This window comes from Pseudomonas sp. CHM02 (assembly GCF_000612585.1).
Lineage (GTDB): Bacteria > Pseudomonadota > Gammaproteobacteria > Pseudomonadales > Pseudomonadaceae > Aquipseudomonas.
The window spans coordinates 115327-139710 of the sequence record NZ_JFCA01000012.1 but is presented as its reverse complement, the minus strand read 5'-3'; the positions used below and the strand labels follow the sequence as shown (position 1 = coordinate 139710).

Annotated in this window: 25 protein-coding genes; 6 read left to right on the top strand and 19 right to left on the bottom strand. The window is 61.7% G+C overall.

All coding sequences use genetic code 11. From position 1 onward, the window contains the following. Nucleotides 1–106: 106 nt before the first annotated feature. Nucleotides 107–979 (bottom strand): LysR family transcriptional regulator, encoded by an 873-nt coding sequence (locus tag BM70_RS0108820; protein ID WP_025855665.1) that lies wholly within the window; start codon nucleotides 977–979, stop codon nucleotides 107–109. A 103-nt stretch (nucleotides 980–1082) separates the two neighbouring features. Between BM70_RS0108820 and BM70_RS0108815 the strand changes: the two genes are divergently transcribed. Then, a complete protein-coding gene (locus BM70_RS0108815) occupies nucleotides 1083–2594 on the top strand; it encodes an MFS transporter (protein WP_025855664.1) in 1512 nt (503 codons plus the stop codon). A gap of 50 nt (nucleotides 2595–2644) precedes the next feature. Here BM70_RS0108815 and BM70_RS0108810 read toward each other — a convergent pair whose 3' ends face one another. Continuing rightward, nucleotides 2645–3055, bottom strand: a complete 411-nt coding sequence (locus tag BM70_RS0108810) for an HPF/RaiA family ribosome-associated protein (RefSeq protein ID WP_016978251.1) — start codon at nucleotides 3053–3055, stop codon at nucleotides 2645–2647. Between the two features lie 212 nt (nucleotides 3056–3267). Continuing rightward, a complete protein-coding gene (locus tag BM70_RS0108805; protein WP_025855663.1) occupies nucleotides 3268–4215 on the bottom strand; it encodes a LysR substrate-binding domain-containing protein in 948 nt (315 codons plus the stop codon). Nucleotides 4216–4352: 137 nt separating this feature from the next. Between BM70_RS0108805 and BM70_RS0108800 the strand changes: the two genes are divergently transcribed. Next, nucleotides 4353–5729, top strand: a complete 1377-nt coding sequence (locus BM70_RS0108800; RefSeq protein WP_025855662.1) for an L-serine ammonia-lyase — start codon at nucleotides 4353–4355, stop codon at nucleotides 5727–5729. Between the two features lie 319 nt (nucleotides 5730–6048). Next, entirely contained in the window at nucleotides 6049–6363 is a 315-nt protein-coding gene (locus BM70_RS0108790; protein ID WP_025855660.1) for a DUF3509 domain-containing protein, read from the top strand. Here BM70_RS0108790 and BM70_RS0108785 read toward each other — a convergent pair. The 4 genes from BM70_RS0108785 to BM70_RS0108775 all read right to left on the bottom strand — a co-directional run bounded on the left by BM70_RS0108785 (nucleotide 6360) and on the right by BM70_RS0108775 (nucleotide 7864). Further along, nucleotides 6360–6848: a phosphate-starvation-inducible protein PsiE gene (locus BM70_RS0108785; protein ID WP_025855658.1), complete on the bottom strand. Its 489-nt coding sequence runs from the start codon at nucleotides 6846–6848 to the stop codon at nucleotides 6360–6362. The genes BM70_RS0108790 and BM70_RS0108785 overlap by 4 nt on opposite strands. A gap of 168 nt (nucleotides 6849–7016) precedes the next feature. Then, nucleotides 7017–7286, bottom strand: coding sequence for a type II toxin-antitoxin system RelE/ParE family toxin (locus BM70_RS32245; RefSeq protein WP_081782049.1), 270 nt, complete (start codon nucleotides 7284–7286; stop codon nucleotides 7017–7019). Next, a complete protein-coding gene (locus tag BM70_RS0108780) occupies nucleotides 7276–7464 on the bottom strand; it encodes a hypothetical protein (protein WP_025855657.1) in 189 nt (62 codons plus the stop codon). The genes BM70_RS32245 and BM70_RS0108780 overlap by 11 nt, the downstream gene beginning before the upstream one ends. Before the next feature lie 154 nt (nucleotides 7465–7618). Continuing rightward, the gene (locus BM70_RS0108775; RefSeq protein WP_025855656.1) at nucleotides 7619–7864 is read right to left on the bottom strand and encodes a DUF6124 family protein; all 246 of its coding nucleotides are present in this window, start codon (nucleotides 7862–7864) and stop codon (nucleotides 7619–7621) included. Between the two features lie 423 nt (nucleotides 7865–8287). On the opposite strand from BM70_RS0108775, the gene BM70_RS0108770 reads away from it, so the two are divergent. After that, nucleotides 8288–8548, top strand: a complete 261-nt coding sequence (locus BM70_RS0108770; protein WP_012722374.1) for a YebG family protein — start codon at nucleotides 8288–8290, stop codon at nucleotides 8546–8548. 54 nt (nucleotides 8549–8602) lie between these two features. Here BM70_RS0108770 and BM70_RS0108765 read toward each other — a convergent pair whose 3' ends face one another. Beyond that, complete coding sequence (locus BM70_RS0108765; RefSeq protein ID WP_025855655.1) at nucleotides 8603–9622, bottom strand: Glu/Leu/Phe/Val dehydrogenase dimerization domain-containing protein; 1020 nt, start codon at nucleotides 9620–9622, stop codon at nucleotides 8603–8605. Nucleotides 9623–9809: 187 nt separating this feature from the next. Between BM70_RS0108765 and BM70_RS0108760 the strand changes: the two genes are divergently transcribed. Continuing rightward, entirely contained in the window at nucleotides 9810–10613 is an 804-nt protein-coding gene (locus BM70_RS0108760; protein WP_025855654.1) for a SirB1 family protein, read from the top strand. Nucleotides 10614–10849: 236 nt separating this feature from the next. Here the strand turns inward: BM70_RS0108760 and BM70_RS0108755 are convergent, their stop codons facing one another. The 4 genes from BM70_RS0108755 to hmgA all read right to left on the bottom strand — a co-directional run bounded on the left by BM70_RS0108755 (nucleotide 10850) and on the right by hmgA (nucleotide 15517). Continuing rightward, entirely contained in the window at nucleotides 10850–12220 is a 1371-nt protein-coding gene (locus BM70_RS0108755) for an aromatic acid/H+ symport family MFS transporter (RefSeq protein ID WP_025855653.1), read from the bottom strand. A 75-nt stretch (nucleotides 12221–12295) separates the two neighbouring features. Next, nucleotides 12296–12931, bottom strand: a complete 636-nt coding sequence (gene maiA, locus BM70_RS0108750; protein WP_025855652.1) for a maleylacetoacetate isomerase — start codon at nucleotides 12929–12931, stop codon at nucleotides 12296–12298. A gap of 12 nt (nucleotides 12932–12943) precedes the next feature. After that, nucleotides 12944–14230 (bottom strand): fumarylacetoacetase, encoded by a 1287-nt coding sequence (gene fahA, locus BM70_RS0108745; RefSeq protein WP_025855651.1) that lies wholly within the window; start codon nucleotides 14228–14230, stop codon nucleotides 12944–12946. A 3-nt stretch (nucleotides 14231–14233) separates the two neighbouring features. Next, nucleotides 14234–15517, bottom strand: a complete 1284-nt coding sequence (gene hmgA / locus BM70_RS0108740; protein ID WP_025855650.1) for a homogentisate 1,2-dioxygenase — start codon at nucleotides 15515–15517, stop codon at nucleotides 14234–14236. 120 nt (nucleotides 15518–15637) lie between these two features. Between hmgA and BM70_RS0108735 the strand changes: the two genes are divergently transcribed. Beyond that, nucleotides 15638–16417, top strand: coding sequence for an IclR family transcriptional regulator (locus BM70_RS0108735; protein ID WP_025855649.1), 780 nt, complete (start codon nucleotides 15638–15640; stop codon nucleotides 16415–16417). Between the two features lies 1 nt (nucleotide 16418). Here the strand turns inward: BM70_RS0108735 and dacB are convergent, their stop codons facing one another. The 7 genes from dacB to BM70_RS0108700 all read right to left on the bottom strand — a co-directional run bounded on the left by dacB (nucleotide 16419) and on the right by BM70_RS0108700 (nucleotide 24081). Next, nucleotides 16419–17864: a D-alanyl-D-alanine carboxypeptidase/D-alanyl-D-alanine-endopeptidase gene (dacB, locus tag BM70_RS0108730; protein ID WP_025855648.1), complete on the bottom strand. Its 1446-nt coding sequence runs from the start codon at nucleotides 17862–17864 to the stop codon at nucleotides 16419–16421. A gap of 124 nt (nucleotides 17865–17988) precedes the next feature. Continuing rightward, nucleotides 17989–20412 (bottom strand): TonB-dependent receptor, encoded by a 2424-nt coding sequence (locus tag BM70_RS0108725; RefSeq protein ID WP_025855647.1) that lies wholly within the window; start codon nucleotides 20410–20412, stop codon nucleotides 17989–17991. A gap of 109 nt (nucleotides 20413–20521) precedes the next feature. Beyond that, nucleotides 20522–21457: a glutathione S-transferase family protein gene (locus BM70_RS0108720; protein WP_025855646.1), complete on the bottom strand. Its 936-nt coding sequence runs from the start codon at nucleotides 21455–21457 to the stop codon at nucleotides 20522–20524. 75 nt (nucleotides 21458–21532) lie between these two features. Next, nucleotides 21533–21808: a GIY-YIG nuclease family protein gene (locus BM70_RS0108715; RefSeq protein ID WP_025855645.1), complete on the bottom strand. Its 276-nt coding sequence runs from the start codon at nucleotides 21806–21808 to the stop codon at nucleotides 21533–21535. Between the two features lie 37 nt (nucleotides 21809–21845). Continuing rightward, nucleotides 21846–22316 carry a nuclear transport factor 2 family protein gene (locus tag BM70_RS0108710; protein ID WP_025855643.1) on the bottom strand — a complete coding sequence of 157 codons (471 nt, stop codon included), beginning with the start codon at nucleotides 22314–22316 and terminating at the stop codon, nucleotides 21846–21848. 91 nt (nucleotides 22317–22407) lie between these two features. Then, nucleotides 22408–23043, bottom strand: a complete 636-nt coding sequence (locus BM70_RS0108705; RefSeq protein ID WP_025855642.1) for a response regulator transcription factor — start codon at nucleotides 23041–23043, stop codon at nucleotides 22408–22410. Between the two features lie 207 nt (nucleotides 23044–23250). Beyond that, on the bottom strand, nucleotides 23251–24081 hold the full coding sequence (locus tag BM70_RS0108700) for a response regulator (RefSeq protein WP_025855641.1): 831 nt from the start codon (nucleotides 24079–24081) through the stop codon (nucleotides 23251–23253). Nucleotides 24082–24384: the final 303 nt, after the last annotated feature.

Genomic DNA, 24384 nt, shown 5'->3' with positions numbered 1-24384 from the left:
TGTGGTGAGCGGGCTTGCCCCGCGCTGGGTTGCGCAGCGACCCCCAGAAATGGGCCGGGGCAAGCCCGCTCACCACAACGCCTACGCTCATCCTGACTCGCCGGTTCTAACTGCCCGCCAGGCAACTGGGCGTGCCGGCCACCAATGCGTCGATGGCACAACGCGTCTTGGCCGGCATATGCGCCGCCGTGGGCCAGATCACATGGATCGGTGCGGGTTGCTCGCGGTACTCGGGCAACACCGCCTGCAGTTGCCCACGCAGCACATAGTGGGCGATCAACCAACTTGGCAACCAGGCCAGGCCTACGCCCGCGATGGCGGCATCGGCCACGGCCTGGAGGTCGTCCATCATCAGCGGCGAGGCCACTCGATTGCGATGCGGAGTATTGCTGCGGTAGGCGATGCCACGGTGGCCGGCCAGATCCTCGATGCCTGCAATCGGCCCGACACGCTGCAAATACGCCGGTGAAGCCGCCAGCCCCACCGACTGCTCGCCCAGGCGTCGTGCGCTGAGGCGGTCGGTATCGGGCAACGGACCGATCCGCACGGCAATATCGAAACCTTCCTGGGCCAAGTCCACCAACCGGTCGGCGAAACTGATCTCGATCTCCAACTCCGGATAACGCGCCATCAAGCCCCACAATGCGGGCGCCGCATAGTGGTGCCCGAAAGCCAGCGGCAGGCTGGCCCGCAAACGTCCGCGTGGCTGTTGCCGGCCACTTTCCAGTACCGATTCGGCCGCCTCAAGCTCGGCCAGCGCGCGCAGGCAATGTTCGTAGTAGGCCTGGCCGTCCTCGGTCAAACGCTGGCGGCGGGTGGAGCGCTGCAGCAGGCATGTACCAAGGCGCGCCTCCAATCGCGCCAGTCCCTTGCCGACGGCGGAGCGCGTGAGGTTCAGACGCTCGGCGGCCTCGGTCAGATTGCCGCTTTCGACGATTTGCAGAAAGAGTTCAACGCCATCAAAACGCGGAGTGGCCATGCTCGATTGTCGCCCTGGAGTCCCTGATAAGCGGAAAACTTATCACGAATAAAGAGCCAGATTCCCCTGAAAATAACCCGATCCCCATCCACAGGAGAATCCCATGCCATCCGCCGCCACGTTATCGGCCACCAGCCCCCCACGCACCGCCAGAAACGGCCTCGCGCTGACCGCCGTATGCCTTGTCGCCCTGATGTTCGGCCTGGAAATCTCCAGCGTGCCGGTCATCCTGCCGACCCTTGAACAGCCATTGGGCACGGGTTTCCAGGACGCCCAATGGATCATGAATGCCTACACACTGGCCTGCACCAGCGTGCTGATGGCAGCTGGCACCCTGGCCGATCGCTTCGGCCGCCGACGCATGCTGGTGCTGTGCCTGTGGGCGTTCGGGCTGGCGTCCCTGGCCTGTGGGCTGGCCGATAATGCCGCCACGCTGATCGCAGCGCGATTCGTCCAGGGCCTCGGTGCCGGGGCGATGATGATCTGCCAGTTCGCGATTCTGTCGCACCTGTTTCGCGAACCGGCGGCGCGGGCGCGGGCGTTCGCCATATGGGGCGTGATTGCTGGCGTGGGCCTGGGCTTCGGGCCGATGATAGGCGCGCTGATCCTGGCGGTCGCGGATTGGCGCTGGGTGTTTCTCATGCATGTGCCGCTCACTCTGTTCACCCTGGGACTGCTGCACGTCAGCGTGCAGGAATCCCGCGACCCGGCGACCCATCGCCTTGATATCGCCGGCATGCTCACCTTGACGCTGTCGGTGTTCGCCCTGGTCTACTTCATCACCCAAGGCACTGAAAACGGCTTTGGCACACCGGCCATGCTCGGCTGGGCGGGCCTGGCGGTAGCGGGCTTGCTGCTGTTTATCTTCGTTGAACGGCGCAGCGATCACCCGATGTTCGATTTCTCGGTGTTCCGTATCCAGCGCTTCAACGGCGCGTTGATGGGATCGATCGGCATGAACTTCAGCTTCTGGCCTTTCATGATCTACTTGCCGCTGTATTTCCAGGCCGGCCTGGGTTACGACACCCTGACCACCGGCGGCGCCCTGCTCGCCTACACCTTGCCGACGCTGCTGGTGCCGCCATTGGCCGAACGCCTGGCCCTGCGTTACGGCGCCGAACGCATCATCCCCAGCGGCCTCGGCCTGATGGGCGCAGGCTTCCTGGCCATGGCCGCCACCAATGGCACGCCGCACCCCAGCATCCTGCTGATCCTGGGCAGTTGCGCACTCGCCGGCGTGGGCCTGGCGCTGACCAACTCCCCCACCACCAACACCACAACGGGCTCGGTGTCGGCGGACCGCGCCGGGATGGCGTCGGGCATCGACCTCAGCGCACGGCTGATCACCCTGGCGCTCAACATCGCGTTGATGGGGCTGGTGCTGTTGCTGGGGATCGGCGATCAGTTGGCCAGCTTGCTGCCGGATAACACTGCACTGGATTGGCCGGCGATCAGCCAGCAGATTGCGGCGGGCAAACTCGACGTGCCGGGCCTGAACGCCACGGATGCACAAGCCGCACTACGCCACGGCGCTGGCTGGGCGATGCTGTTTGCGGGGCTGGGCGCGTGTGGACTGGCGTTATTGAGCCGGCATTTTTTCCGGCGCGGGAGGTAAACGAAAACGGGCCTGCGTATGCAGGCCCGTTTTTTAGTGGAGTTAAACACTCAGCCATTGAATACGGCACGTTCTTTTTCCAGAAACTCCTGCTCAAGCTCATCTTCGTTGACTTTGGTGGTCGGCTGGTTTTTCCCGGCAGCGCGTGGCTTGCCTTGCAGTTTGCCAAACAGATGTTCCAACGCATGGTCCAGCTTGGTCGCCGCACCGTCGATCGCCTGTTCCAGGGTATCGGCCTTGTGCAGTACCGACAGCGGTTGATGGCCTTTTGGCCGCGCTTCCAGGCGGCAACTTAAATCGTGGGGACCGGGCTTGTCGCCGTTCTCATCCCGCAGGTAGACCTCCACTCGGGTCAGGTCTTCTTCGTAACGTTCGAGCGTGCTCTCAATGGTAGTACGTACCCACTCCTCCAGTCGGATGCTGCTTTCAATATGGTTATCGCTATTGACTTGGATTTGCATAGTTCTTCCCTTATTTCAGCTAGCTCGCGAGAGGTCACAACTGCAACACCGGTGTGGTGAAACCATGACCTCTTGATTACACAATTGAGCAGCCAGAAGAACAATTCAACCCCTTTGCAAAGATAAATCCCACATTACAAATTAAGTCTGACGACGAGCGAAAACGCTGTTAGGGTGGGGAGTTAGTTACATCTTCTTACGCCCTGTGATTCCTACAATTGCCCCTCTACCAACGGGTGCAATCCGCGAAAAATCCCTGCTTCTTCTACCAGCCAGTCATGCACCGCACGCACACCCGGATGGCTCAATGCACCCGGTGCATACAGCAGCACGTAGCGTTTGTGATTGGGCACAGCCAGCCCGAACGGCACGATCAAGGTGCCGCGCTCCAATTCATCGTTGAGCAAGGTGCGCCGTGCGATGGCCACGCCCATGCCGGCAATGGCGGCTTCGATGGTCAGGTGGTTGCGGTTGAAGGTGTGGCCGCGGCGCACATCGGCATCGTGATAGCCGATGGCGTTCAGGTAGAACTCCCACTCCGCATACTCATAACTCCCACGCCAGGCAGTAATGTCGTGCAGCAGCGGGAAATGCACCAGGTCCGCCGGGCCATGCAGCGGCGGCCTGCCGCGTAGAAGGCTCGGGGCGCACACCGGGAAGATTTGCTCGTCCAACAGGGCTGTGGATAACAGGCCGGGATAGCTGCCGTCGTTCAAGTCGATGGCCAGGTCGAAATCGCCCTCGTGCAGGGCGATGCTGCTGTCTTCGGCGACCATGCGCAATTGGATATCCGGAAAGCGTTGCTGCAAGCGCGGCAGGCGTGGGGTCAGCCATTTGCCGAGAAACGACGGAATCGAGCGCAGGCGCAAGGTGCCGCTGATCATCCCCGCATCCAAACGCTGCAGTTCGGCATCGATACTGCCGTAGGCCTCGCTCACGGTCGCGGCCAAGCGCTGCCCCTCGGCACTCAACTCGACCCCACGTGCACGCCGATGAAACAAGCGAAACCCCAATCGCTCCTCCAACTGGCGAATCTGCTGGCTCACAGCCCCCGGCGTGATGTGCAGTTCTTCGGCGCAGCGGGTGAACGACAAATGTCGCGCAGCACAGGAAAACACGTGCAGCCAGACATACGTCTGACCATGAAGGGGCCGGGTCATAGCGTTTAGTCCTACTAAAGGGTGTCTTAGGATAATTCGTTGGTCAGTGTCGTTCCAGAAGCTCAGTATCGCGCCAATTGCGCTCGTCCTACAAAACATGGCAGCGATTCATACTCCATTGCTTGTAAGGGTTTAGCATGGCTATCAGCGTTTTCGATCTATTCAAGGTGGGCATCGGCCCTTCCAGCTCCCATACCGTCGGCCCCATGCGGGCGGCGGCAACCTTTGCCCAAGCCCTGGTCGGCCAACAATTACTCGACGACACCCGCCGCGTCGAAGTGCGCCTGTACGGTTCGCTGTCCGCCACCGGCGTTGGCCACGCCACCGACCGCGCCTGCGTGATGGGCCTGATGGGCGAATGGCCGGATCGGGTCGATCCGACCTCGATCAATGCCCGCATCCAACATTTGCGTGAGTCGGGCCGGTTGCTGCTCGCGGGCACACAGGACATTGCCTTCAACTGGCACACAGACCTCCTGCTGCTGGACGAGAGCCTGCCCTACCATCCCAACGCCATGTCCCTGCACGCCTATGGCGAAAATGACTTGCTGAGCGAGCAAACCTATTACTCAGTGGGCGGCGGTTTCATCATCGAAGCTGCCGAAGCGGCCTCCGGCATTGCGCCGACCAGCGATGTTGAATTGCCCTACGACTTTTCCACCGCCGTCGAACTGCTGGCCTTGTGCAACAAGCACGGCCTGCGGGTTTCCGAACTGATGATGGCCAACGAACGCGCGTGGCGCAGCGACGCAGACATCCGCAGCGGTCTGCTGCATATCTGGTCGGTGATGCGTGAATGCGTGGAGCAAGGCCTGCGCGATGAAGGCATCCTGCCGGGCGGCCTGGACGTGCCACGCCGAGCGGCAAAATTGCACCGCAGCCTGCTGGAAATCGGCAAGCCGAATGTGATCACGTCAACCTTGTCGGCCATGGAATGGGTGAACCTCTTCGCCCTCGCCGTCAACGAAGAAAATGCCGCCGGCGGGCGCATGGTCACCGCACCGACCAATGGCGCCGCCGGAATCATCCCGGCCGTGCTGCATTACTACATGAAGTTCAACCCCGACGCGTCTGACGACGACGTGGTCAATTTCTTCCTGGCGGCCGCCGCCGTCGGCATTCTCTGCAAGAAAAACGCCTCGATCTCCGGCGCCGAAGTGGGCTGCCAGGGCGAGGTCGGCTCGGCCTGCGCCATGGCCGCGGCCGGCTTGGCGGACGTGCTGGGCGCAACCCCCGAGCAGCTGGAAAACGCCGCCGAGATCGGCCTGGAACACAACCTCGGCCTCACCTGCGACCCGGTCGGTGGCCTGGTGCAAGTGCCGTGCATCGAGCGCAATGCCATTGCTGCCGTCAAAGCCATCAACGCCACGCAAATGGCCCTGCGCGGCGACGGCAAACACTTCATTTCCCTCGACCGGGTAATCCGCACCATGCGCGACACCGGCGCCGACATGCACGACAAATACAAAGAAACGTCACGGGGCGGCCTGGCGGTTAGTTGGGTGGAGTGCTGATCCCCAGCCTGATGATGATTGGCTTGATTGCGCTGTCTGCGATCGTTTTCCCGGTACTGCCCTGAAATAGATCACCCGCAGGAGCGAGCTTGCGCGCGAAAAACCCGAGAGCGCCGCGGTGAATCAGCCTTCGCGCGTTAGCGTTAACGACCATTGCGAGCAAGCGTGCGCCTACACGGCACGGTGCTTGCTGTGGAACCTGTGAGGCAAACGGAATTTGTGAAACCTCAGTGACGGAGTGGCCGGTGGTCAGGCAGCGCGAACTAATCCCGACACCGGTCGTCAATGACTGCATGTTCTTATCAGGCGGTAACGCACCATGGACAATCCTTTTCAGATCATCACCGACACCTTCACACCGGAATACCGCGTCAACCTGAGTATCCAGCGGCTGGACGGCAGCATCATGCTTACCCTCTCCAACGATCAAGGCGTGGTGGCCAAACGCATGATCAGCGCCGCACAGCGCAATGACCCCAAGCGGTTGAAGCGCCTGGTGCAGAGCATCCAGTTCGGCATCGCCATCGAGCAGGGTCACAGCGCCATGGAGATCCTGGCGGTGATGACGGATGGCGACCACAAAGTCCTACAGCGGCCGCCCAGCCGCGCCCTGCCTTTCAGCGTCGGGCTTTAAAGCTCGCCCTTCTCGGTCTCCAGGCCCGCTTCGCCCTTGCGGCGCGGGCCTTCGACCTTCACCGATGGAAACGCCGACGACGCGTAGCGCACCACCAGGATCGCAAACGCCAACAGCAGAATCCCGCCGCACAGGTAGATGATGCCGATGTCGGGTGGATTGTGGTGCGACACGTTGGAGATCAGCAGGCGCGTCAGCGCGGTGATCGCCACGTAGATCAGGAAGCGCACGGGCATGTGGTTGGTCTTGAAATAAATCCCGACCATCGCGCCCAATTCCAGGTAGATGAACAGCAGCAAGATGTCATCGATCTTGATGTGCCCGTTCTCGAGCATCCCCAGAAACTCCATCACCGCTGCCCAGGCAGTCACCGCACCAATGGCAAACAGCGCCAGGTAGTGGAACGACTCAACGAACAGGTTACCCAGGGACTCGGCCAGCCCGTGTACGTTCTGGCGCAGCCTTTCGGCCCAATTGATCTTCACGATGATGCTTCCTTAGGTCGGCTCGACCGGATAATGCGGGTTGGACGTGACGGTTGTTCTGCATGCAGAAAAAAGGCCAGGGGAAGGTATAAGATGATGGCGGCGTGACATGAGGCACGTCTGAGAATGAGCAGAGTAGATACTTTGCCCATCCGAGACGCGGATCTATCAAGGATATCGTTGGCGTGCGTGTAAAACCGAAAGAACCCGAATGTTGTCTGTCACTTTGTATACGACCAGATAATTCGGGTGTACCACCATCTCTCGCGTACCGATGATTCTGCCAGGCCGGTAAAGATGGGGTCTGCGAGAGAGTGCCAGCACCGAAACTTCAATTGATCTCTTTAGCTCGAGAGCGGCTACAGGATTGCGATGACTGAGGTAATCAATAATTTGACGGAGTTCCACCCGCGCTGCGGGCACCCACTCAATCAGCATCGCCTTTCTTGAGTTTGGACTCGATCAGCGCTTGCATCTCGGCCATCACCTCGTCGTGAGGAATACCGGGGCTGGTGTCATCAAGAGCGGCTTGTACCTTGGCCCGAAACCAGTGGTCGTAGCTATCAGCCTGCTCTTCGGTATCTGCGTGGATACCAGAGGAAAAGGAAGTGTCCATAAAAGCCTCCGTTGTCGATGAAGAAGGAGTCTAGTCGCTCGGGTTTTCGCTGTCGTGCTTTGAGCGATGAAGTGAGTAACAGGAAAAATCGAAGCCATCGGGACTATGTTTTTGACCGCTCCCACTACCGCGGGAGCGGTCAGAGGGCGAGGCATCAAACTGGTGCGACTTTCTCTAGCGCGCGGTCGACTAACAAGCAACCCATCTCAACCAATTGGTGAATGGCTAATACTAAACTCCGCTGCGGACCTTCAAGGTCGAATGCCAGCGTGTTGGCCATTTCACGGGCACTGCTTAGGGTTTCGCTGGCATTGGCCAGTAAGGTTTCTGTGTCAGCTTCAGGTGTAACGCAAAATAGCGTCGAATCGGTAAACGGAGGGTTGGGAGTGATTTTCTTCATTGGTCTAGTTCCTTAGTAAAGAAACCATCACCGTCTGCCGCCAAGCAGGTTGGGTGACGGATTGCACAAGGTTGGCGGACCGGTAAGGAACGACCCGGCACCCCGAGGGGTCCATGCGCAACCCGCCATGACATAAGAATGCAAATGCAAAAAGCATCTGTAATCTCATAGGGGGTTGTTGCGCTTCCTTGTTGGGCTGCCAAGCCCATTCGCTGCAAATGCAACGCCCGAGGAAGGTAAGCCACCGGACAATTCCAGCGCAACCCCGGCAAGTTGTCAGAAATTTCCGTTGTAGCAAACCCCCATTTCCCGACTACATTAAAAAACTGCTATCCAAACCTCACCGTTTGGCTTACTCTTTTTGCTGTATATAAATACAGTAGTCGCAAAAGACAACTATCGTGAAGGCATGTGAGGTGGTGAATGGCCGTCGAAGTGGTATACCGCAGCAGCCGAGATCTGGAGCGTTTGTTCATGGATAAAGCCGAAGCTGACCGTCATGACAAGATGCTTGAACTCGCTGAGTTGCTGGCAGAAGTGTTGCAAAAAGCCGTACCGTCCCTGAGCGAGCAGCAGGTGGAAGAAGCCGGGATCTACATGGCGAAGAACCGCGATGTATTTGCCAAGGCGTTCAAGAGCCAGCCGGACGCGTTGTCCGAGTTGCTGAACGCACCGGCGGAATAAAGCCCGAATTGAACAGGCCCTGAATCATCGATTCAGGGCCTTTTTAATAACCGGCTATTGGTAAAGCAGGCGCTCGGCCAATTCATCCGCGACCCGCGCGGGGGAGCGCTTTTCGGCCTGGGCGTGGGCGAAGATTTCCGTGAGGCGCGTGCCAATGTTGGACAGGTGCGCGGTGATGGTGGGCAACTCGGCGCCGCTGTGTTTGAGGGCGACGTAGATCAGCCCGCCGGAGTTGATCACGTAGTCGGGGGCGTAGAGGATGCCACGTCCTTCCAACTGGTCGGCCACTTGCAGGTTGGTCAATTGCGCACTGGCAGAGCCGGCCACGGCGGCGCAGCGCAGTTGGCCGACGCTGGTGCGGTTGAACACGGCGCCGAGACCGCAGGGCGCGAGGATGTCGCAGGGCGTGCTGAGCAAAGCGTCGTTGGCGATGGGGTGCGCGCCCAGTTGCTCCATGGCCAGTTGCACCTTGCCGTGGTCGATGTCGCTGACCAGCAACTCGGCCCCTGCGGCATGCAGTTGTTCGGCCAGGGCGTAACCGACGTTGCCCAGACCCTGCACCGCGACGCGCAGGCCTTCAAGGTTATCGCTGCCCAGGCGCGCCATGGCGGTGGTGCGAATGCCGGCGAACACACCCATGGCGGCATGCGGCGACGGGTCGCCGGCAGCGGTGGTGCTGGTGACAAACCGGGTGTGCTGGGCGATGCAATCCATGTCGGCCACCGAGGTGCCGCTGTCGGTGGCGGTGATGTAGCGGCCGTCGAGTTGCTCGATGCAACGGCCGAAGGCTTCGAACAGCGCCGCGCGGTTTTCCACATGGCCAGGCCGCAGGATCACGGCGGTGCCGCCGCCCACCGGCAAGCCCGCCAATGCGGCCTTGTAGCTCATGCCCTGGGCCAGGCGCGCGGCATCCGCCACGGCGCTTTCGTCGTCGGGGTAGGAGAGATAGCGACAGCCGCCGAGCGCAGGCCCCAGGCGGCTGTTATGGATGGCGATGACCGCCTTCAGCCCGGTGGCCGGGTCGACGCTCAAGTGCAGCGATTCAAGGCGGGTGCTGTGCATGAGAGCAAACATCGTCAAGCTCCCGAATCACTTCTGGTAGTGGGCCAAGTATAGGCTTGCGGCAGAAAAATGCCGGACCACGCTGGAATAAGACGCCCGTTTTCGAAGGGCTTGCGACATAAGCACACAGGATATTTCTCAAGCCACTGGACGAAAATTCCCAGCAAGGCTAAAACGGGGGCATCCGCCGGAGAATGCAATGAATCCCCGCAAAGCCTTTTTCGCCTGCCTGGAACGCTCCCCCCCTGCGCTATTTGAAGCCGCGCTGTGGATAGCTGCCGAGCACGACCCGACCGTGCAGCCGTTACTGATCCTGCAGGAAGTGACGTTGCTGCAACAACAGGTGAGCCAGGGCATGCCCCTGCTGCCGGCGGATGAACTGGGCCAGCCGCTGTTGCGGCGCATGAATGACCTGGGGTTTGCCCAGGATGAATTCACCCCGCTGCGCCCTGCCGCCGCCCTGCTGGACAAGGTGTTGCAACGCAAACGCGGGCAACCCCTGGCCATGGGGCTGATCGCCCTTGAGCTGGCGCGACGCCTGGATATTCCCATGGTCGGGGTGAACTTCCCCGGCCACTTCCTGCTGCGGGTGCCCGGCGCCGATCACCTGCTCGACCCGTGCGGCGGCCGGCGCCTGTACCCCAATGATTGCCGCGAACTGCTGCAACGCCAGTATGGCCCTAACCTCAAATTGCAGGCCGACCACCTGCACACCGCGGCCCCACGTTCGATCCTGCAACGGCTGTCACGCAACCTGCGGCAACTGCACCTCGCCAACGACGCCCCGCTCGAAGCCCTGGTCGACGCCGAACGCGTGCTGGAACTGGGCAATGCCAGCGCCGCCGACTACCTGGCACGGGCCAGCCTGTACCAGCGCCTGGATTGCCCGAACGCCGAGCGTTTTGACCTGGAACACGCGCTGATGCTCAGCGAAGACCCAATCCAACGCCTGCGCCTGACCGAGCGCCTGGGGCACCTGCCACCCAATTCAGTGGTGCATTGAACACACCATTTTTCCTACAGTGAGCGGGTTTGTTATGGGAAATGGTCTATTTGCGGTGAGCGCACTTATTGTGGTGAGCGGGCTTGCCCCGCGCTGGGCTGCGAAGCAGCCCCAATAAAAACACCGCGTTCTACTCATGAGAACGCGGTGTCTGGGTCTAGGGCCGCTTCGCGCCCCAGCGCGGGGCAAGCCCGCTCACCACAACAAGCCCGCTCACACCTTGGAGCTGCGGTGAATCAGTGATTCGCCGGCACCTTGAGCACATCGTCGGGCAGCGGGCTCTTCGGCTCCGTAACCCCCGGCGAGCGCACCTGAATGATCAACAATGCCGCGATCACCGCCGGTATCGCGCAGAAGAAGAAAATCTGCTCCACCGGAATATGCATCGCCAGCAGCATGCTGCCAAACAGCGGCCCCAGGATTGAGCCAAACCGCCCCACGCCCAATGCCCAGCCCGTACCGGTGGCACGCACATGCGCCGGGTAGAAGTTGCTGGCGAAGGCATTGAGGGTCAGTTGGCCACCAATGATGCAGAACCCGGCCGCAAACACACAGGCCACCAGATAACGCGGGTTGTCATGGTTGAGGCCGAGCAGGATGGTGCACACCGCAGCGGCTGCGAGCACGCCGGCCAGGAGGCGCACTTTGTTTTTCAGGCGGTCGGCGAACCAGGCCATGCCGATGGCGCCCAAGGTGCCCGCGAACAGGAACATCGACGTCACGAGATTGGCTTCTTTCAACGCCAGCCCGCTCTCCAACAGCAGCGACGGCAGCCAACTGATCATGAAGTACAGCAGGATCAGGCTGACAAAAAAGGTCGCCCAGATCAGCACCGTCGGCCGTGCATAACCGTTGCGGAACAGCTCCACGACCGTCAGTTTGCTGCCTTGCTCCTGCTGGTTCTCGGCCTCGGTCGCAGGCGGCGGTTGCCAGCCCGGCAACATACGCGCCGTGACTTGCTGCAGCCGCACATAAGGGGATGCATCACGCAGCAGACGCGGCAGCGACTCAGGCAACAGCCACACCAGAAACGGGAACAACAGCAGCGGCGTCACACCACCCGCCAGGAACACCGCCTGCCACCCGTAGCCCTCGATAAACCCTGCGGCCACAAACCCACCCGCCGCCCCGCCGAACGAGAAACCACAGGCCGCCAGGGTCACCATCAACGTACGCAGGCGGGGTGGGGAATAGTCCGACATCAACGCCATGGCACTGGGCATGGCGCCGCCCATGCCGATGCCGCAGATAAACCTTGCAGCCATCAGCGTGGTCAGCGAGTTGGCGAACACCATCAGCACGGTGAGGCTGGCGTAGATCAGCACGCAGCCCAGCAGGATACGCCGGACGCCAAAGCGATCGGCCAATGGCGTCACCAACAGCGAGCCCAGCGTCAGCCCGAGCAGGTTGGCGCTGAACACCGGACCGAACGCGGCCTTCTCCAGCCCCCAGTCCTTGGCCAGTGCCGGCACCACATAGCCCAGCACCTGGGCGTCGTAGCCATCGGTCACCAGCAGCAGCGCCAGCAACAGGAGAATCAACCACTGATAGCGCGACACCGGACGGGCGTCGAGTGCCGCGCGGAAGCTGGCAATCTGATTGTGCATCGCAAGGTACCTTTGTTTTTATTTTTAGGGTCAGACACAACGCTGCAGGCGCTGGCAAGCCGGCTCCTACAAAGGTCAGGGTGTGTCGGGTTGGTGTGCGGGGTGAGCCTGAATGAATGCCGGGTGCTGCGCCGCCAACGCCGCTACCCGCCCAATGCGCGGGTACGCCGCCAGCGACACCTTGAAGCGCTCAGCCGCATACAACTGCGGAATCAGAAAAGCATCCGCCAGCCCCGGCTGGTCGCCGAAACAATACCCCTGATCACCAATCAACTGCTCCACCGCTCCCAACCCCTGGCTGATCCAATGGCCGATCCACGCCAGCAACTGCACCTCGTCATGTCCCCACTGGCGCAGCAAGTGCTGGGTGCTGGAGTTGTGCAACGGGTGGACATCGCAGCCGATGATCGCCGCCACCGCACGCGCATGGGCCCGGGCGAGCAGGTCGTTGGAGAGCAGCGGCACCTGTGGATAACGTTCCTCCAGGTATTCGATGATCGCCAGCGACTGAATCAACAGCTCACCCTCATCGGTGCGCAAGGCCGGCACCCGGCCTTGCGGGTTGATCGCCAGGTATTCCGGCTGGCGATTCGCACCGCCCGCCGGCACCAACAGGTTGACCGGCACGGCGGTGAAATCCAGGCCCTTGAGCGCCAATGCAATGCGCACCCGGTACGACGCGGTAGAACGGTAGTAGGTATAGAGTTCCATCACCCTGCCCTCCTAGCGCGCCGCGACCACAGTGCCGCGGCATTCGCCGAAGCCGATGGAGGCAAAACCCTCACGGCTGCAGCGGGCGCGCAGGATGATTTCGTCGCCGTCCTCGAGGAACTTGCGCACTTCGCCAGACGGCAACTCGACAGGCTTCTTGCCGCCCTCGGTCATTTCCAACAGGCTGCCGAACTGACCGGCTTGCGGCCCCGACAAGGTGCCTGTCCCAAACAGGTCACCCGCCTGCAACTGGCAGCCGTTGACGCTGTGGTGCGCCACCAATTGCGCGACCGTCCAGTACATATGCAGGCTGTTGCTCAGGGCCAGGCGAAACGCCGGCAGGTTCTGCTCGCGCATGGCCGCCGTGGTCAGCAGTACTTCCAACTCGATATCCAGGGCGCCACTGGCCTGGTCGCGTTTGTCCAGCAAATACGACAGCGGCTGCGGGTCGCCTTCAGGCCGCGCCGGTTGAGCTTTGCGGAACGGTTCAAGCGCCTCGGCCGTCACCACCCACGGTGAAATGGTGGTAATGAAGCTTTTCGACAGGAACGGCCCCAACGGCTGGTATTCCCAGGCCTGGATATCCCGCGCCGACCAGTCATTGAGCAGGCAGAAACCGGCGATATGCTCCGCCGCGTCGCCAATGGCAATCGAATCGCCCATCTCATTGCCCTGGCCGATCCAGACGCCCAGTTCCAACTCGTAGTCCAGGCGTGCGCAAGGACCGAAGGTCGGTTCGGTCTGGCCGGCGGGCAGGGTCTGCCCCTTGGGACGGCGTACATCGGTGCCCGAGGTGCGAATGGTCGACGCTCGGCCGTGATAACCGATCGGCACGTATTTGTAGTTGGGCAGCAGAGGGTTATCAGGACGGAACAATTTGCCGACGTTTTGCGCATGTTCGATACCGACATAGAAGTCGGTGTAGTCGTTGATGCGCGCCGGCAGGTGCATCTGGCAATCGGCAGCACGGTGCAGCACTTGCGCTTCACGCGTCTGCAGTTTGCTGCCTTCGGTCAACAGCTCCAGCAGGCGCTCGCGCAAGGCCACGCGCGGGCCGCGGCCCAGTTCAAAAAAGGCGTTCAGTTGGCCACCAGCCGTCGCTTCGACGGCGCGACGGGCTTCACCGTCAAACTCATCGATCGCGGCGTGCAGGTCCAGGATCGAATCGCCAATCGCCACGCCCGCACGCGGTGCGGAGCCGTTGACGCTGAACACACCCAGGGGCAGGTTTTGCAGGGGAAAATCGCTGTGACCATTGGCGGAGGCCACCCAGCTGCGGGTAAGTGTCGGCTGCGTCATGGGTTATCTCCGGTTCGGGTTGAAGGTGGCAGGCAGCGAGGCCCAGCACGCGTCATAGGAAGGTTGCAGTTGCGGGCAGTCCAGGGCGAACCGGGTCGGGCGCAGCACTTGGCTGGTCTCGAACATGAAGGCCATGGTGTTATCGATCTTGTGCGGCGCCAGGTCCACGTTGATGGCCTTGGTGCAGGTCTCGCCGTCCGGGCCGTGGGCACTCATGCAGCTGTGCAGCGACGCGCCACCGGGCAGGAAACCTTCGGCCTTGGCGTCGTAGGCGCCCTGGATCAGGCCCATGTATTCGTTCATCAGGTTGCGGTGGAACCATGGCGGACGGAAGGTGTTCTCGGCCACCATCCAGCGCGGCGGGAAGATCACGAAGTCGAGGTTGGCCAGGCCGTGGGTGCTGGTGGGCGAGGTCAAAACCGTGAAGATCGATGGGTCCGGATGGTCGAAGCTCACGGTGCCGAGGGTGTTGAAGCGGCGCAGGTCGTATTTGTACGGCACGTTGTTGCCGTGCCAGGCGACGACATTGAGCGGCGAATGGTCCAGCTCACAGCCCCAGAGTTCGCCGAGGAATTTCTGTACCAGCGTGGTCGGTTGCTTGAGGTCTTCGTAGTGGGCCACCGGCGTCAGGAAATCGCGCGGGTTGGCCAGGCCATTGCTGCCGATGGGACCAAGGTCCGGCAGACGCAACGGCGCGCCGTGGTTTTCGGCAACATAGCCACGCGCCTGGGCATCCAGCAGCTCTACGCGGAATTTGAGGCCGCGGGGCAGCACGACGATTTCCAGCGGCTCGACGTCCAGCACGCCCAATTCGGTCGCGATACGCAGACGGCCCTGTTCGGGAACAATCAATAATTCGCCGTCGGCGTTGAAGAACACGCGCGCCATCGAGCGGTTGGCGCGGTAGGTGTGGATGCTGATGCCCGAGGGTTTTTCCGACCCGGAATTGGCGACCATCCCTACGAGCCCATCGATAAAGTCCGTCGGCTCGCTCGGAATATCCAGCGGGTTCCAGCGTAAGCGATTGGGCGTCACTGCCCCCAGCGGCCCACCGGCCAACTGCCGCTCAAGCTTGCTGAACGCAGGGTGATTGGCCGATGGCTGGATGCGGTACAGCCAGGTCCGCCGGGCTTCGCTGCGCGCCATGGTGAACGCCGTGCCGGAGAACAATTCGGTGTACAGCCCATAGGGCGCTTTCTGCGGGGAGTTCTGGCCGACGGGCAGTGCGCCGGGCAGGGCTTCGCTGGCGAATTCATTGCCGAAGCCCGACAGGTATTCGAGGTTCATGGATCGTCCTCTGAGCGGAAGTTGTTTTTATCGTAATCCAGTTACGCATAACGTAATTTGATCACTATCGACCGTCAAGCTATAAAGACGCCCATTCATCTCTCGGATTCTCGCCCCTCCATGGAAAAGCCCCGCGACACCGGTAAACAGAAAGTCCGCTCGGCCGAAGTGGGCACCGATATCCTCAAGGCCCTGGCCGAACTGTCCCCGGCGACTTCGCTGTCGCGCTTGGCCGAGCACGTGCAGATGCCGGCCAGCAAGGTACACCGCTACCTGCAGGCGCTGATCGCCTCGGGTTTTGCCGAACAGAACACCGCCACCAACCACTACGGCCTGGGTCGCGAGGCCTTGCGCGTGGGCCTGGCAGCGCTAGGCAGCATGGACGTGTTGAAAGTCGGCGCGATGCCCCTGGCGGAGTTGCGCGATGAACTGAACGAAACCTGCTTCCTGGCGGTATGGGGCAACCAGGGCGCGACCGTGGTGCAGATCGAACCGGCGGTGCGTGCGGTGACGGTGGTCACGCAATTGGGCTCGGTGCTGCCGCTGCTCAGTTCGTCCACCGGGCTGGTGTTCAGCGCGTTTCTGCCGTCACGGGAAACCGTGGAGCTGCGTGAACGCGAGATCCAGGCCGGCATCGCCCACGCCCTGGCGGACGACCAGGCTTATGCCACTGTCTGCGAACAGATCCGCAGCCGTGGCCTGCATTTTGTGCATGGTTTGCTGATGCCCGGGGTCGATGCGTTGTCGGCGCCGGTGTTCAACGCCATCGGCCAAGTGGCGGCGGTGATGACCGTGGTCGGTCCCACCTCGCTGTTCCACGCCGACGAGGACGGCCCGGCGGCGCAGCACTTGCTGGCGGCGACCCGAGCGGTGAGTTGGCGCATGGGCTATCAGCCCTGAGCTAGTCGTGCCATTGGGTCAGCGCCAGCGCCACGCGGTTCTCCAGTGCCCGGATGGGCGCGGCATCACTCACGTAATTGTTGCTGATGATTGAAAACACCAGGCGCCGGCCCTCGGCGTCGGTGATGTAGCCGCTCAGGGAGGACACCCCGGCCATGGAGCCGGTCTTGGCGTGCAGGTTGTTTTCCGCAGCGGTCCCACGCAGTCGGTAGCGCAGGCTGCCACCGGTCATGCGGTCCGAGTTGCCGGCAATCGGCAAGGCGTTGTACCAGGCGTCGAACCAAGGCTGCCTGGCCGTGGCCAGCAGCAGGTCAGTGAGGTTTTGCGACGACACCAGGTTACGCCGTGACAGGCCCGAGCCATCGACCTGGCTCACTGTCAGCGGGTCCAGGCCCTGGCGCCGCATGAAGTCCGCCACGGCCGCGACGCCGGCCTGCGCCGTACCCGCGTTGGCGGTCTTGCGCCCCATGGCCTTGAGCAAGGCTTCGGACATGTTGTTGTTCGAGAGCTTGAGCAGCGGCGTGATCAGTTCCTGCAGCGGTGCCGATGGGTGTTCCACCAGCACCTTGGCTGTCGCAGGGCTTGCAGCGCCCATCACACGCTTGCCCATCACCTTGATGCCCTGCTGTGCCAGCGCCTGCTCAAACAGATTCGCCACCAGTTGCGTCGGCTCCCACACACTCACCCACTGCCGGTTCTGCTTGCCCGGCGCCAGCGCGCCCGTGAGTTGCAGTAAATTGGTGCCGTGCTGGCGGGTGAGGCCGTAGTTGTTACCTGAGCCGCTGACGGCGCGATTGCTGAGTTGCACGTAGTCGGTGGGCGGGCTGACCACCACACTCACCGGCTGGCCGACGGTGGCTGGCGCCTTCGCCGTGACGAGCACGGTGCCCGCATCGAAGTCCGTATTGGGTGACACGGTCAGCGCCGAAATCTGCGCGCCGTAGTAGGTGCTTTCGTCGTCCTGGGCCCAGTCCACACCCAGCCGTTCGGCGTCGAACCACGTGTCATCGAAGACAAGATCACCCTGGACCTGACGCACGCCCTGCGCCGCCAGTTGTGCAGCCAATGCCTGGTAGTCGGCGAATTGCATGGTCGGGTCGCCCAGGCCACGCAGGTACACATTGCCGCTTAGACGCTCGCCCTGCTGCGTGCCGTTACTCAACAATTGGGTGGAAAACCGGTACTGCGGCCCCAGCACATCCATCGCTGCAGCGGTGGTGAGCAACTTGAGGTTGGACGCAGGGATCAACCGTGTGCGCGGGTTGTGTTGATAGAGCGTGCTGCCGCTGCGGGCGTCACGCACCATCAAGGAGACAGTGGCGCCATTGAGGGCCGGGTCAGTCAGGAGTTGGTCCAGGCTTGCCGGGGTGGATGTCGGTGAAACACTTGCGCACCCCCCCAGCAAAAACAGCATTGTGCCGGTGTATATCCACTTTCCAAATTGCATCGGTGATTTGATTCCGCAAAAAACTGTGCGACAACGCTACCACTGTAGGCGCCGGCTTGCCGGTGAAAAACGTGAGCACGCCGCACGACCATCGCCGGCAACCCGGCCCTTACAGAAAGCTGTCTTAGAACTCCAGGGTGCTCGACACCGACACCTGCCGCGCATCGCCCATGGACACAAACAACCGGCTGGCCGCCGAGGTGTAGTAGACGCGGTCGAACATGTTCTTCACGTTCAGTTGGAACTTGACCTTCTGCCCATCAATCCTGGTGTCATAGGTGGCAAATGCGTCCGCCACGGTATAACCCGGCAAGTTGAAGTCGTTGGCCGCATCACCTGCGCGCTCACCGACATAGCGTGCGCCGGTGCCCACCCGCAACTGATCGCCGCCGAAGATATTGCCGAAGTCATAGGCCACCGACAGCGAGCCGGTGTGCTTGGCGACGTTTTGCAGGCGGTTGCCTTCCAGCGTCGGGTCGTTGTCCTTGATGTCTTCGGCATCGGTATAGGCATAGCTGCCAATCACGCTCCACTGGTCGGTCAACTGGCCGGTGGCGTCCAACTCCAGGCCACGGGAGCGCACCTGGCCGGCGATGCTGTAGATGGTGTTCGCACCGGAGCCGACCGACACCAGCACATTGCGCTTGTCGATGGTGAACAATGCCGCGCTGGCGGTGATGCGCCCGGGGATATCGAGCTTGGCCCCCAGTTCCCAGGACTTGGATTCTTCGGGTGTCAGGTCGCCGGTCAAGGTGCTGCCATCGGCCAGGGCGGCGATGGTGGAATTGGGCTTGAACGACTCGGTGTAGCTGCCGTAGAACGACAGTTCATCGGTGTAGCGATACACCAGGCCCGCACGCGGCACCCAGGCCTGGCCGTTGCCATTGGTATTGGCCTTGAACGGTACGCCTTTGCCGGCGTATTGGTCGTACATCTGGTAACGCGCGCCGGCAACGAAAATCCACTGGTCATTCAGGTGAATCGCGTCCTGGAAGAACAGCGAGTCACTGCGCAGCAAGTCGGTCTGGGCGCTGTCGGCGGCGCTGACTTTGGTGCCTGCGACTTCATTGCCGTAAACCGGATTCAGGTAGCTGAACGTACCACGTGAGTCCTGGCGAATCAGATCGGCGCGGTAGATCTTGCGGTACTCGTCATCCAGGCCGAACACCAGGTCATGCTGCATGCCCAGCACGTTGACCTTGCCTTCCAGGCTCGCCGTGGTGAAACGGTCGGTGGTGATTGCGCCCTGGGTGCCGTCCATCTTGCGGGTCAGGGTGCCGTTGGCGTTCACGGCGCTCACGCGCACCTGGCTGGCGTCGTAGGTTTCGCGGTTCCAGCTGTAGCCAAAGTGAGCCTTCCAGTCGTCGTTCAGGTCGTGGTCGGCTTCGAAGCGGTACAGGTCGGATCGGCCCTCCATGTTGTTGAAGGGTTCATCCAGCCGACGGGTAGCCGGGATATCCAGCGGATGGTTGGTCTTGGGATCAATGGCGGTACCACGGTCGAACGGCGAGAGAAATTCGCGGTGTTCGTAGGCGAACAGCAACTGGGTGGTGTCGCCAAACCAGGCCAGGGACGGCGCGACCAATGTCTCGCGGTGGGTGCCGAAATTGCGCCAGTAGTCTTCATCTTCATGGTCGACAATCAAGCGATACGCCAGGCCCGAGTCACCGATAGGGCCGGTGGTGTCGAGGTTGCCACCGCTGCCGTTCTTGCCGTCACCGAACGTGGAGCCGCGCACCGTCAAGGAAGTGGACTGCGTCAGTTGCGGCTTCTTGCTGACAATGTTCACCACGCCACCCGGGTCCTGAATGCCGTAAAGCAACGAGGACGGGCCCTTCAACACTTCGACCCGCTCGGCTGTCGAGTTCAGCGCGCGGCCCTGCACCACGGGCATGCCGTCGCGCATGATCGAACCGTTACGGTTGTCGCCAAAGCCACGCAGCATCACCGCGTCCTGGGTGCTGGCCAGGGTGTTGGCCTGGGTGATGCCACTGATATTGCCCAGGGCGTCATCCAGGTTGCGCGGGGTCTGGTCGCTCAGCACTTGGGCGGGCACTACGTTGACGGTTTGCGGGGTTTCCAGCAGCAACGCGTGGGAACGCATCACCGAACTGGTGGGAGGTGGCTGGTAGCTGGTGCTGTCCTGGGTCTGCTGGCCAACGCCGCTGATGGTGGTGGCGCCCAGGTTGACCGCGCCTTCGGTGGGCACCGGTTCCAGGGCCAGGGTGCGGGCGTCGATCTGGCGGAAGGTCAAGCCGGTGTTGCCGAGCAAGCGTTGCAGGGCCTGGGTAGCGCTCATCTGCCCGCTGACCGCCGGGGCCTTGAGGCCGTAAGGCGCTTCATCGGTGTAGATCACGCTGATCCCGGTGACCCGGCTGAAATCGCTCAAGGCTTGAGGCAGCGGTTTGGCTGCCAAGGTAAAGTTGAACTGGGCGCTTTGCTGCTCCTGTGCCTGCGCCACGCTCAGGGGCAGCAACGCCAGCCCCGATACCGCCAATACCGAGGCTCCCAGCCACTGTTTTACCCAACCGCCCGCCGTTGACTTCATGCTGTGAGAACCCGTGTAGAAAACGCTGTTAATGCGAATAGATCGCAGTTTCAAGCACTACACGGTTGGGCGGTGGATTTACCTCACTTTTATTTGCAACTATTTTTCTTTATTGCGCCTGAATGCAGAACCCCATGCGTGGGAAATGCACATGCACGGTGCCGGCGCGTTCGTCGCTACGGCGCAGGATCAGCTCTTCGCGCCCCACAAACAGCAGTTCTCCAGCCACTAGGTCGGTACCGTAATCCGTCGCCGAAATGGTCACCTGCTGGCCGGCCTTGAAGCCGTTCAAGTCCTCGAACAGCTCATCAGGCAACGCCGCAGGCGTGGCGTTGCGGGCGATGTCCAAGGCTTGCTCGGCGCTCATTTCGCTGGCGGTGCCATGGCCAAAGCTCAGCACGCGGTCCAGCCAGGCGGCGACCGCCGGGTACGCGTCAACCAGCGGCGCAGTCACCGAAGAGCCTTTGAGGAACCACAGTGGATGGGCCAGGGCGAAGTCGGCAATCGACGGCTCGCCGAACAGGAAGTCACCGGCCTGGTGCTGCAGCTGCTGGTCGATACGGCTGACAATCGCCGGCCATTGGTGCTTGGCCGTCTCCAATTGCACCCGGGTCGCGGTGCCACCGCTGAACAATTTCGTACGGTCTGCCACCAGCACCTGGAGCATTTGCGGCGGCACCTTGGCGAACTTGACCGCCAAAGATTCCGGCTGGAACACCAGCGCCACCGCATGGGAAAACACCAGCGAATCGGCCCAGGCGGCGAAGCCCTGAGTGACCAGTTCCAGGCCTTGCGGAAACAGCGCCGGCGCTGATTTTTCCTGTTCCAGGCGCCGGGCGATCAACGCGGTGTCGCAGTAGATATCGGCGCCGACCTGCAACACCGGCGTCTTGCGATAGCCACCGGTCAAGGCGGTCAGATCAGGCTTGGGCATCACCGGTGAAATAAACACCGAGCGCCAGGACAAGCCCTTGAAGCCCAGCAGCAGGCGGGCTTTTTCAGCGAAGGGGGACTGCGGGTAGTGGTGGAGGATCAACTCAGACATGCCAGGCTCCGCTCAATGGATGAGCCGCTAGCTTAGCCTGCAAAACCGCACCAGGGGGCGATGGGAACCCATCAGTCAGATCAATGAGCCGCTCGCCGCCAGGCATTCCTTGGCGCTCTTTTTCAACTTCTTGATCAGCCGCTCCTGGCGCAACGCCTCGCCTTTGCTCGCACATTGCTCGGTGTACACCAACGCCACGGCGGGGCTGGAGAGAAAGAACCGCGCGCCCTTGCCACTCTGATGAGAGGCAAAGCGGCGCACCGGGTCATTGCTGATGCCGCAATACAGCGAACCATTGGCGGCACGCACCAGGTAGACGAACCAGGGCTTGGGTTCAGGAAGATCAGTCACGGGTCAACGTCGGCAAACCAGAAGAGCGCCAATCTTATCAACGACTGGCCTGGAATGCCCTCAGCCCTTTGAGCGCCTGGGCGCGCACGGCGTTTTTCAGCGCCGGCGACCAGCCCAGCAGCAGCCCTTTCAGGCCCAGTGCCTGGCGCGACCAACGCCACAGGTCGAAGTGATCGTGATGCTCGCAGATCTTGCCGTCGCGAAACACAAACCGCGCACCGATATCGTTGACCACCGTATTGCCGGTGGCGCTGAACAGGTACGTCGCCACCCAGTGCGCGCTGCCGGTGGTGTCGTCGCTGCGCACGTGGTCGAACGTCAGGGAAAAGTCCTTGGCCCGCGTGGTGAGCATGCGCCACATGTCTGCAGCATCGCGTCCGCGCAGTTCGCCAAACGCCGGGTCGCTGAACACGACGTCTTCGGTGTAGCAGGCGGCCATGGCTTCGGCGTCCAGGCGCTGGAAGGCGCTGTAGAACTCGGTGATCAGGGCGTTATGGGCATCACTCATGGGCAGGCTCCGCTGGCGTCGAAAAGATAGCCGCACGATAAGCCGCCCACGTCGCCAATGCTACTGACATTCGCCGCGCAAATGACCGGTATCACGGCACCATGCCGCTGCTGCGGGCATAGGCGAACAAATCCACGTCGGTGGAAATGCACAGCCGGCTCATCGCTGTGCTTTTCTGCTTGCTGATGGTCGAGATACTGCGATTGACCCGCGCGGCAATCTGGCTGACGGTCAGGCCACTGGCGAGCATGCGCACCACCTCACGCTCCTTGCCGGACAACTGCGGCACCGCCTGTTGATCACCGGTGCCGGCTTCCACCAGTTGCACCCGCAGGCATTCACTGACAAAGGTCTGGCCCTCGCTGACCGCCTTGATGGCCTGGGGCAACTCCCTGGCCGAGGCACTCTTGGCCACGATCGCCCGGGCGCCGTGGGTGAAGGAAGCACGCAGGGTGGCGACGTTGGCAAACATGGTCACCAGGATCACCGGCATCGCCGGGTACTTGCGGTGCATCAGGCTCAACAGGCCGTAACCGTCCGCCTGTTGGTTGCCCGGCATGGCAAAGTCGGTCACCAGCAGGTCGCAGGGCGTGCGGTCGAGCAAGGCGAGCAACTGATCGGGACCATCGGCCTCGCCGACCACCTTGCACTTTCCATTCGCTTCGATCACTACTTTTTGGCCGATACGCACAATTGGATGATCGTCAGCAATTATTACGCGAAGCATGAGGGACACCATGATGGCAAATTGACCTGCGCAAAAATAGCGCTGGTTCTGGATCGCAACAACCGTCAACAAAACCCGCTAATGGCGAATAGCCCCGCAATCGCTGCCGACGAGATTAAGGCCTACAAAACAAACAGAATGCACCGCCAGAAACGCCCTACATTACAGGTCGTAAAATTCCTGCAAATCGGACCATGAGGGTGAACTTCAGAGCGTCGACAGGTAGGCCAGGTAACGCACCAGATCCTGTCGCAGTCGCACCAAGGTACGGGCATGCATGGCTACGCCATCGCGGGTGACCGCCGAGATCAGCCGGATGCCACGTTTTTCCAGCGAGGTAACGCCCAGGAATGCAACGCTGCCGATCAGCCGGTGCAAGTGCTGGACGGTGGCCCCCTCATCGAGGCGGATCACTGCACTCGACAACGCTCGCAAGTCTTGCCGTGCCTCATGCGTCAGGCTGCCCAGCATGCTTTCCAAGACCTCGCCACCTCCAAACATCTGCACCAGCACGGCACGCGTTGGCCAGCCTTCGCGCGTGAATTGGGCATGAATCTCACCCTCCGGCCTCGGCACGCACATGTCGGCCTGCGCCAGCCAGTACACCAGGACGTCGCGCAGTTGTATGAAGGTGAGGGGCTTGACCAGCCAGGCGTCCATGCCGGCTTCCAGGCACAGGCGGACCTCTTCCGGGCCCAGGTTGGAGGTCAAGCCAATGATGGGGACTCGCGTCGTCATGGCCTCACGTTCCTGCGCACGAACCCTGCGGGTCATGGCGTAGCCATCCATGCCAGGCATCTGGCAGTCGGTCAGGATCAGGTCGAAGTGGTGCTCGTCCATGGCGGCGAGCGCGGCGCGACCGTCCCGACAGGCCTTATAGTCCAGGCCCAGCCGTTCCAGGATCCCGCCCATCAGCAGGCAATACGCCGGGTGGTCGTCGATCACCAACACCTTGAGCCGGCGCCAATAGGCGGGCGAGGTCGCCGGCGGCAGGGGTTCATGCCCACTGCCGTTGCCTGGGGGAATGCCCGATGACATGACGACCTCGACTTACCGTAATAAACGGGCGTGGATGGCACGCAAGGCGTGCAGGAAACAGCCCCGACCTGATCAACAGGACGCAGCTTTCTGGATGATCTTTTTGAGTTTTTCATGACCGCGAAAGCGGACCGAAAAATAGTCGAATGGAGGGCTTCGGACCATACAACAACTACGAAAACTGCATAAATCCTACGTAATCAAAAGCCGGTTCCGACATCGCCGATCAACGACGTACGACTTCCGCTCACTATCGTAATTGTTGTATTCCCCCGGCCCTTCACGCTGGATAAATTCACCGCT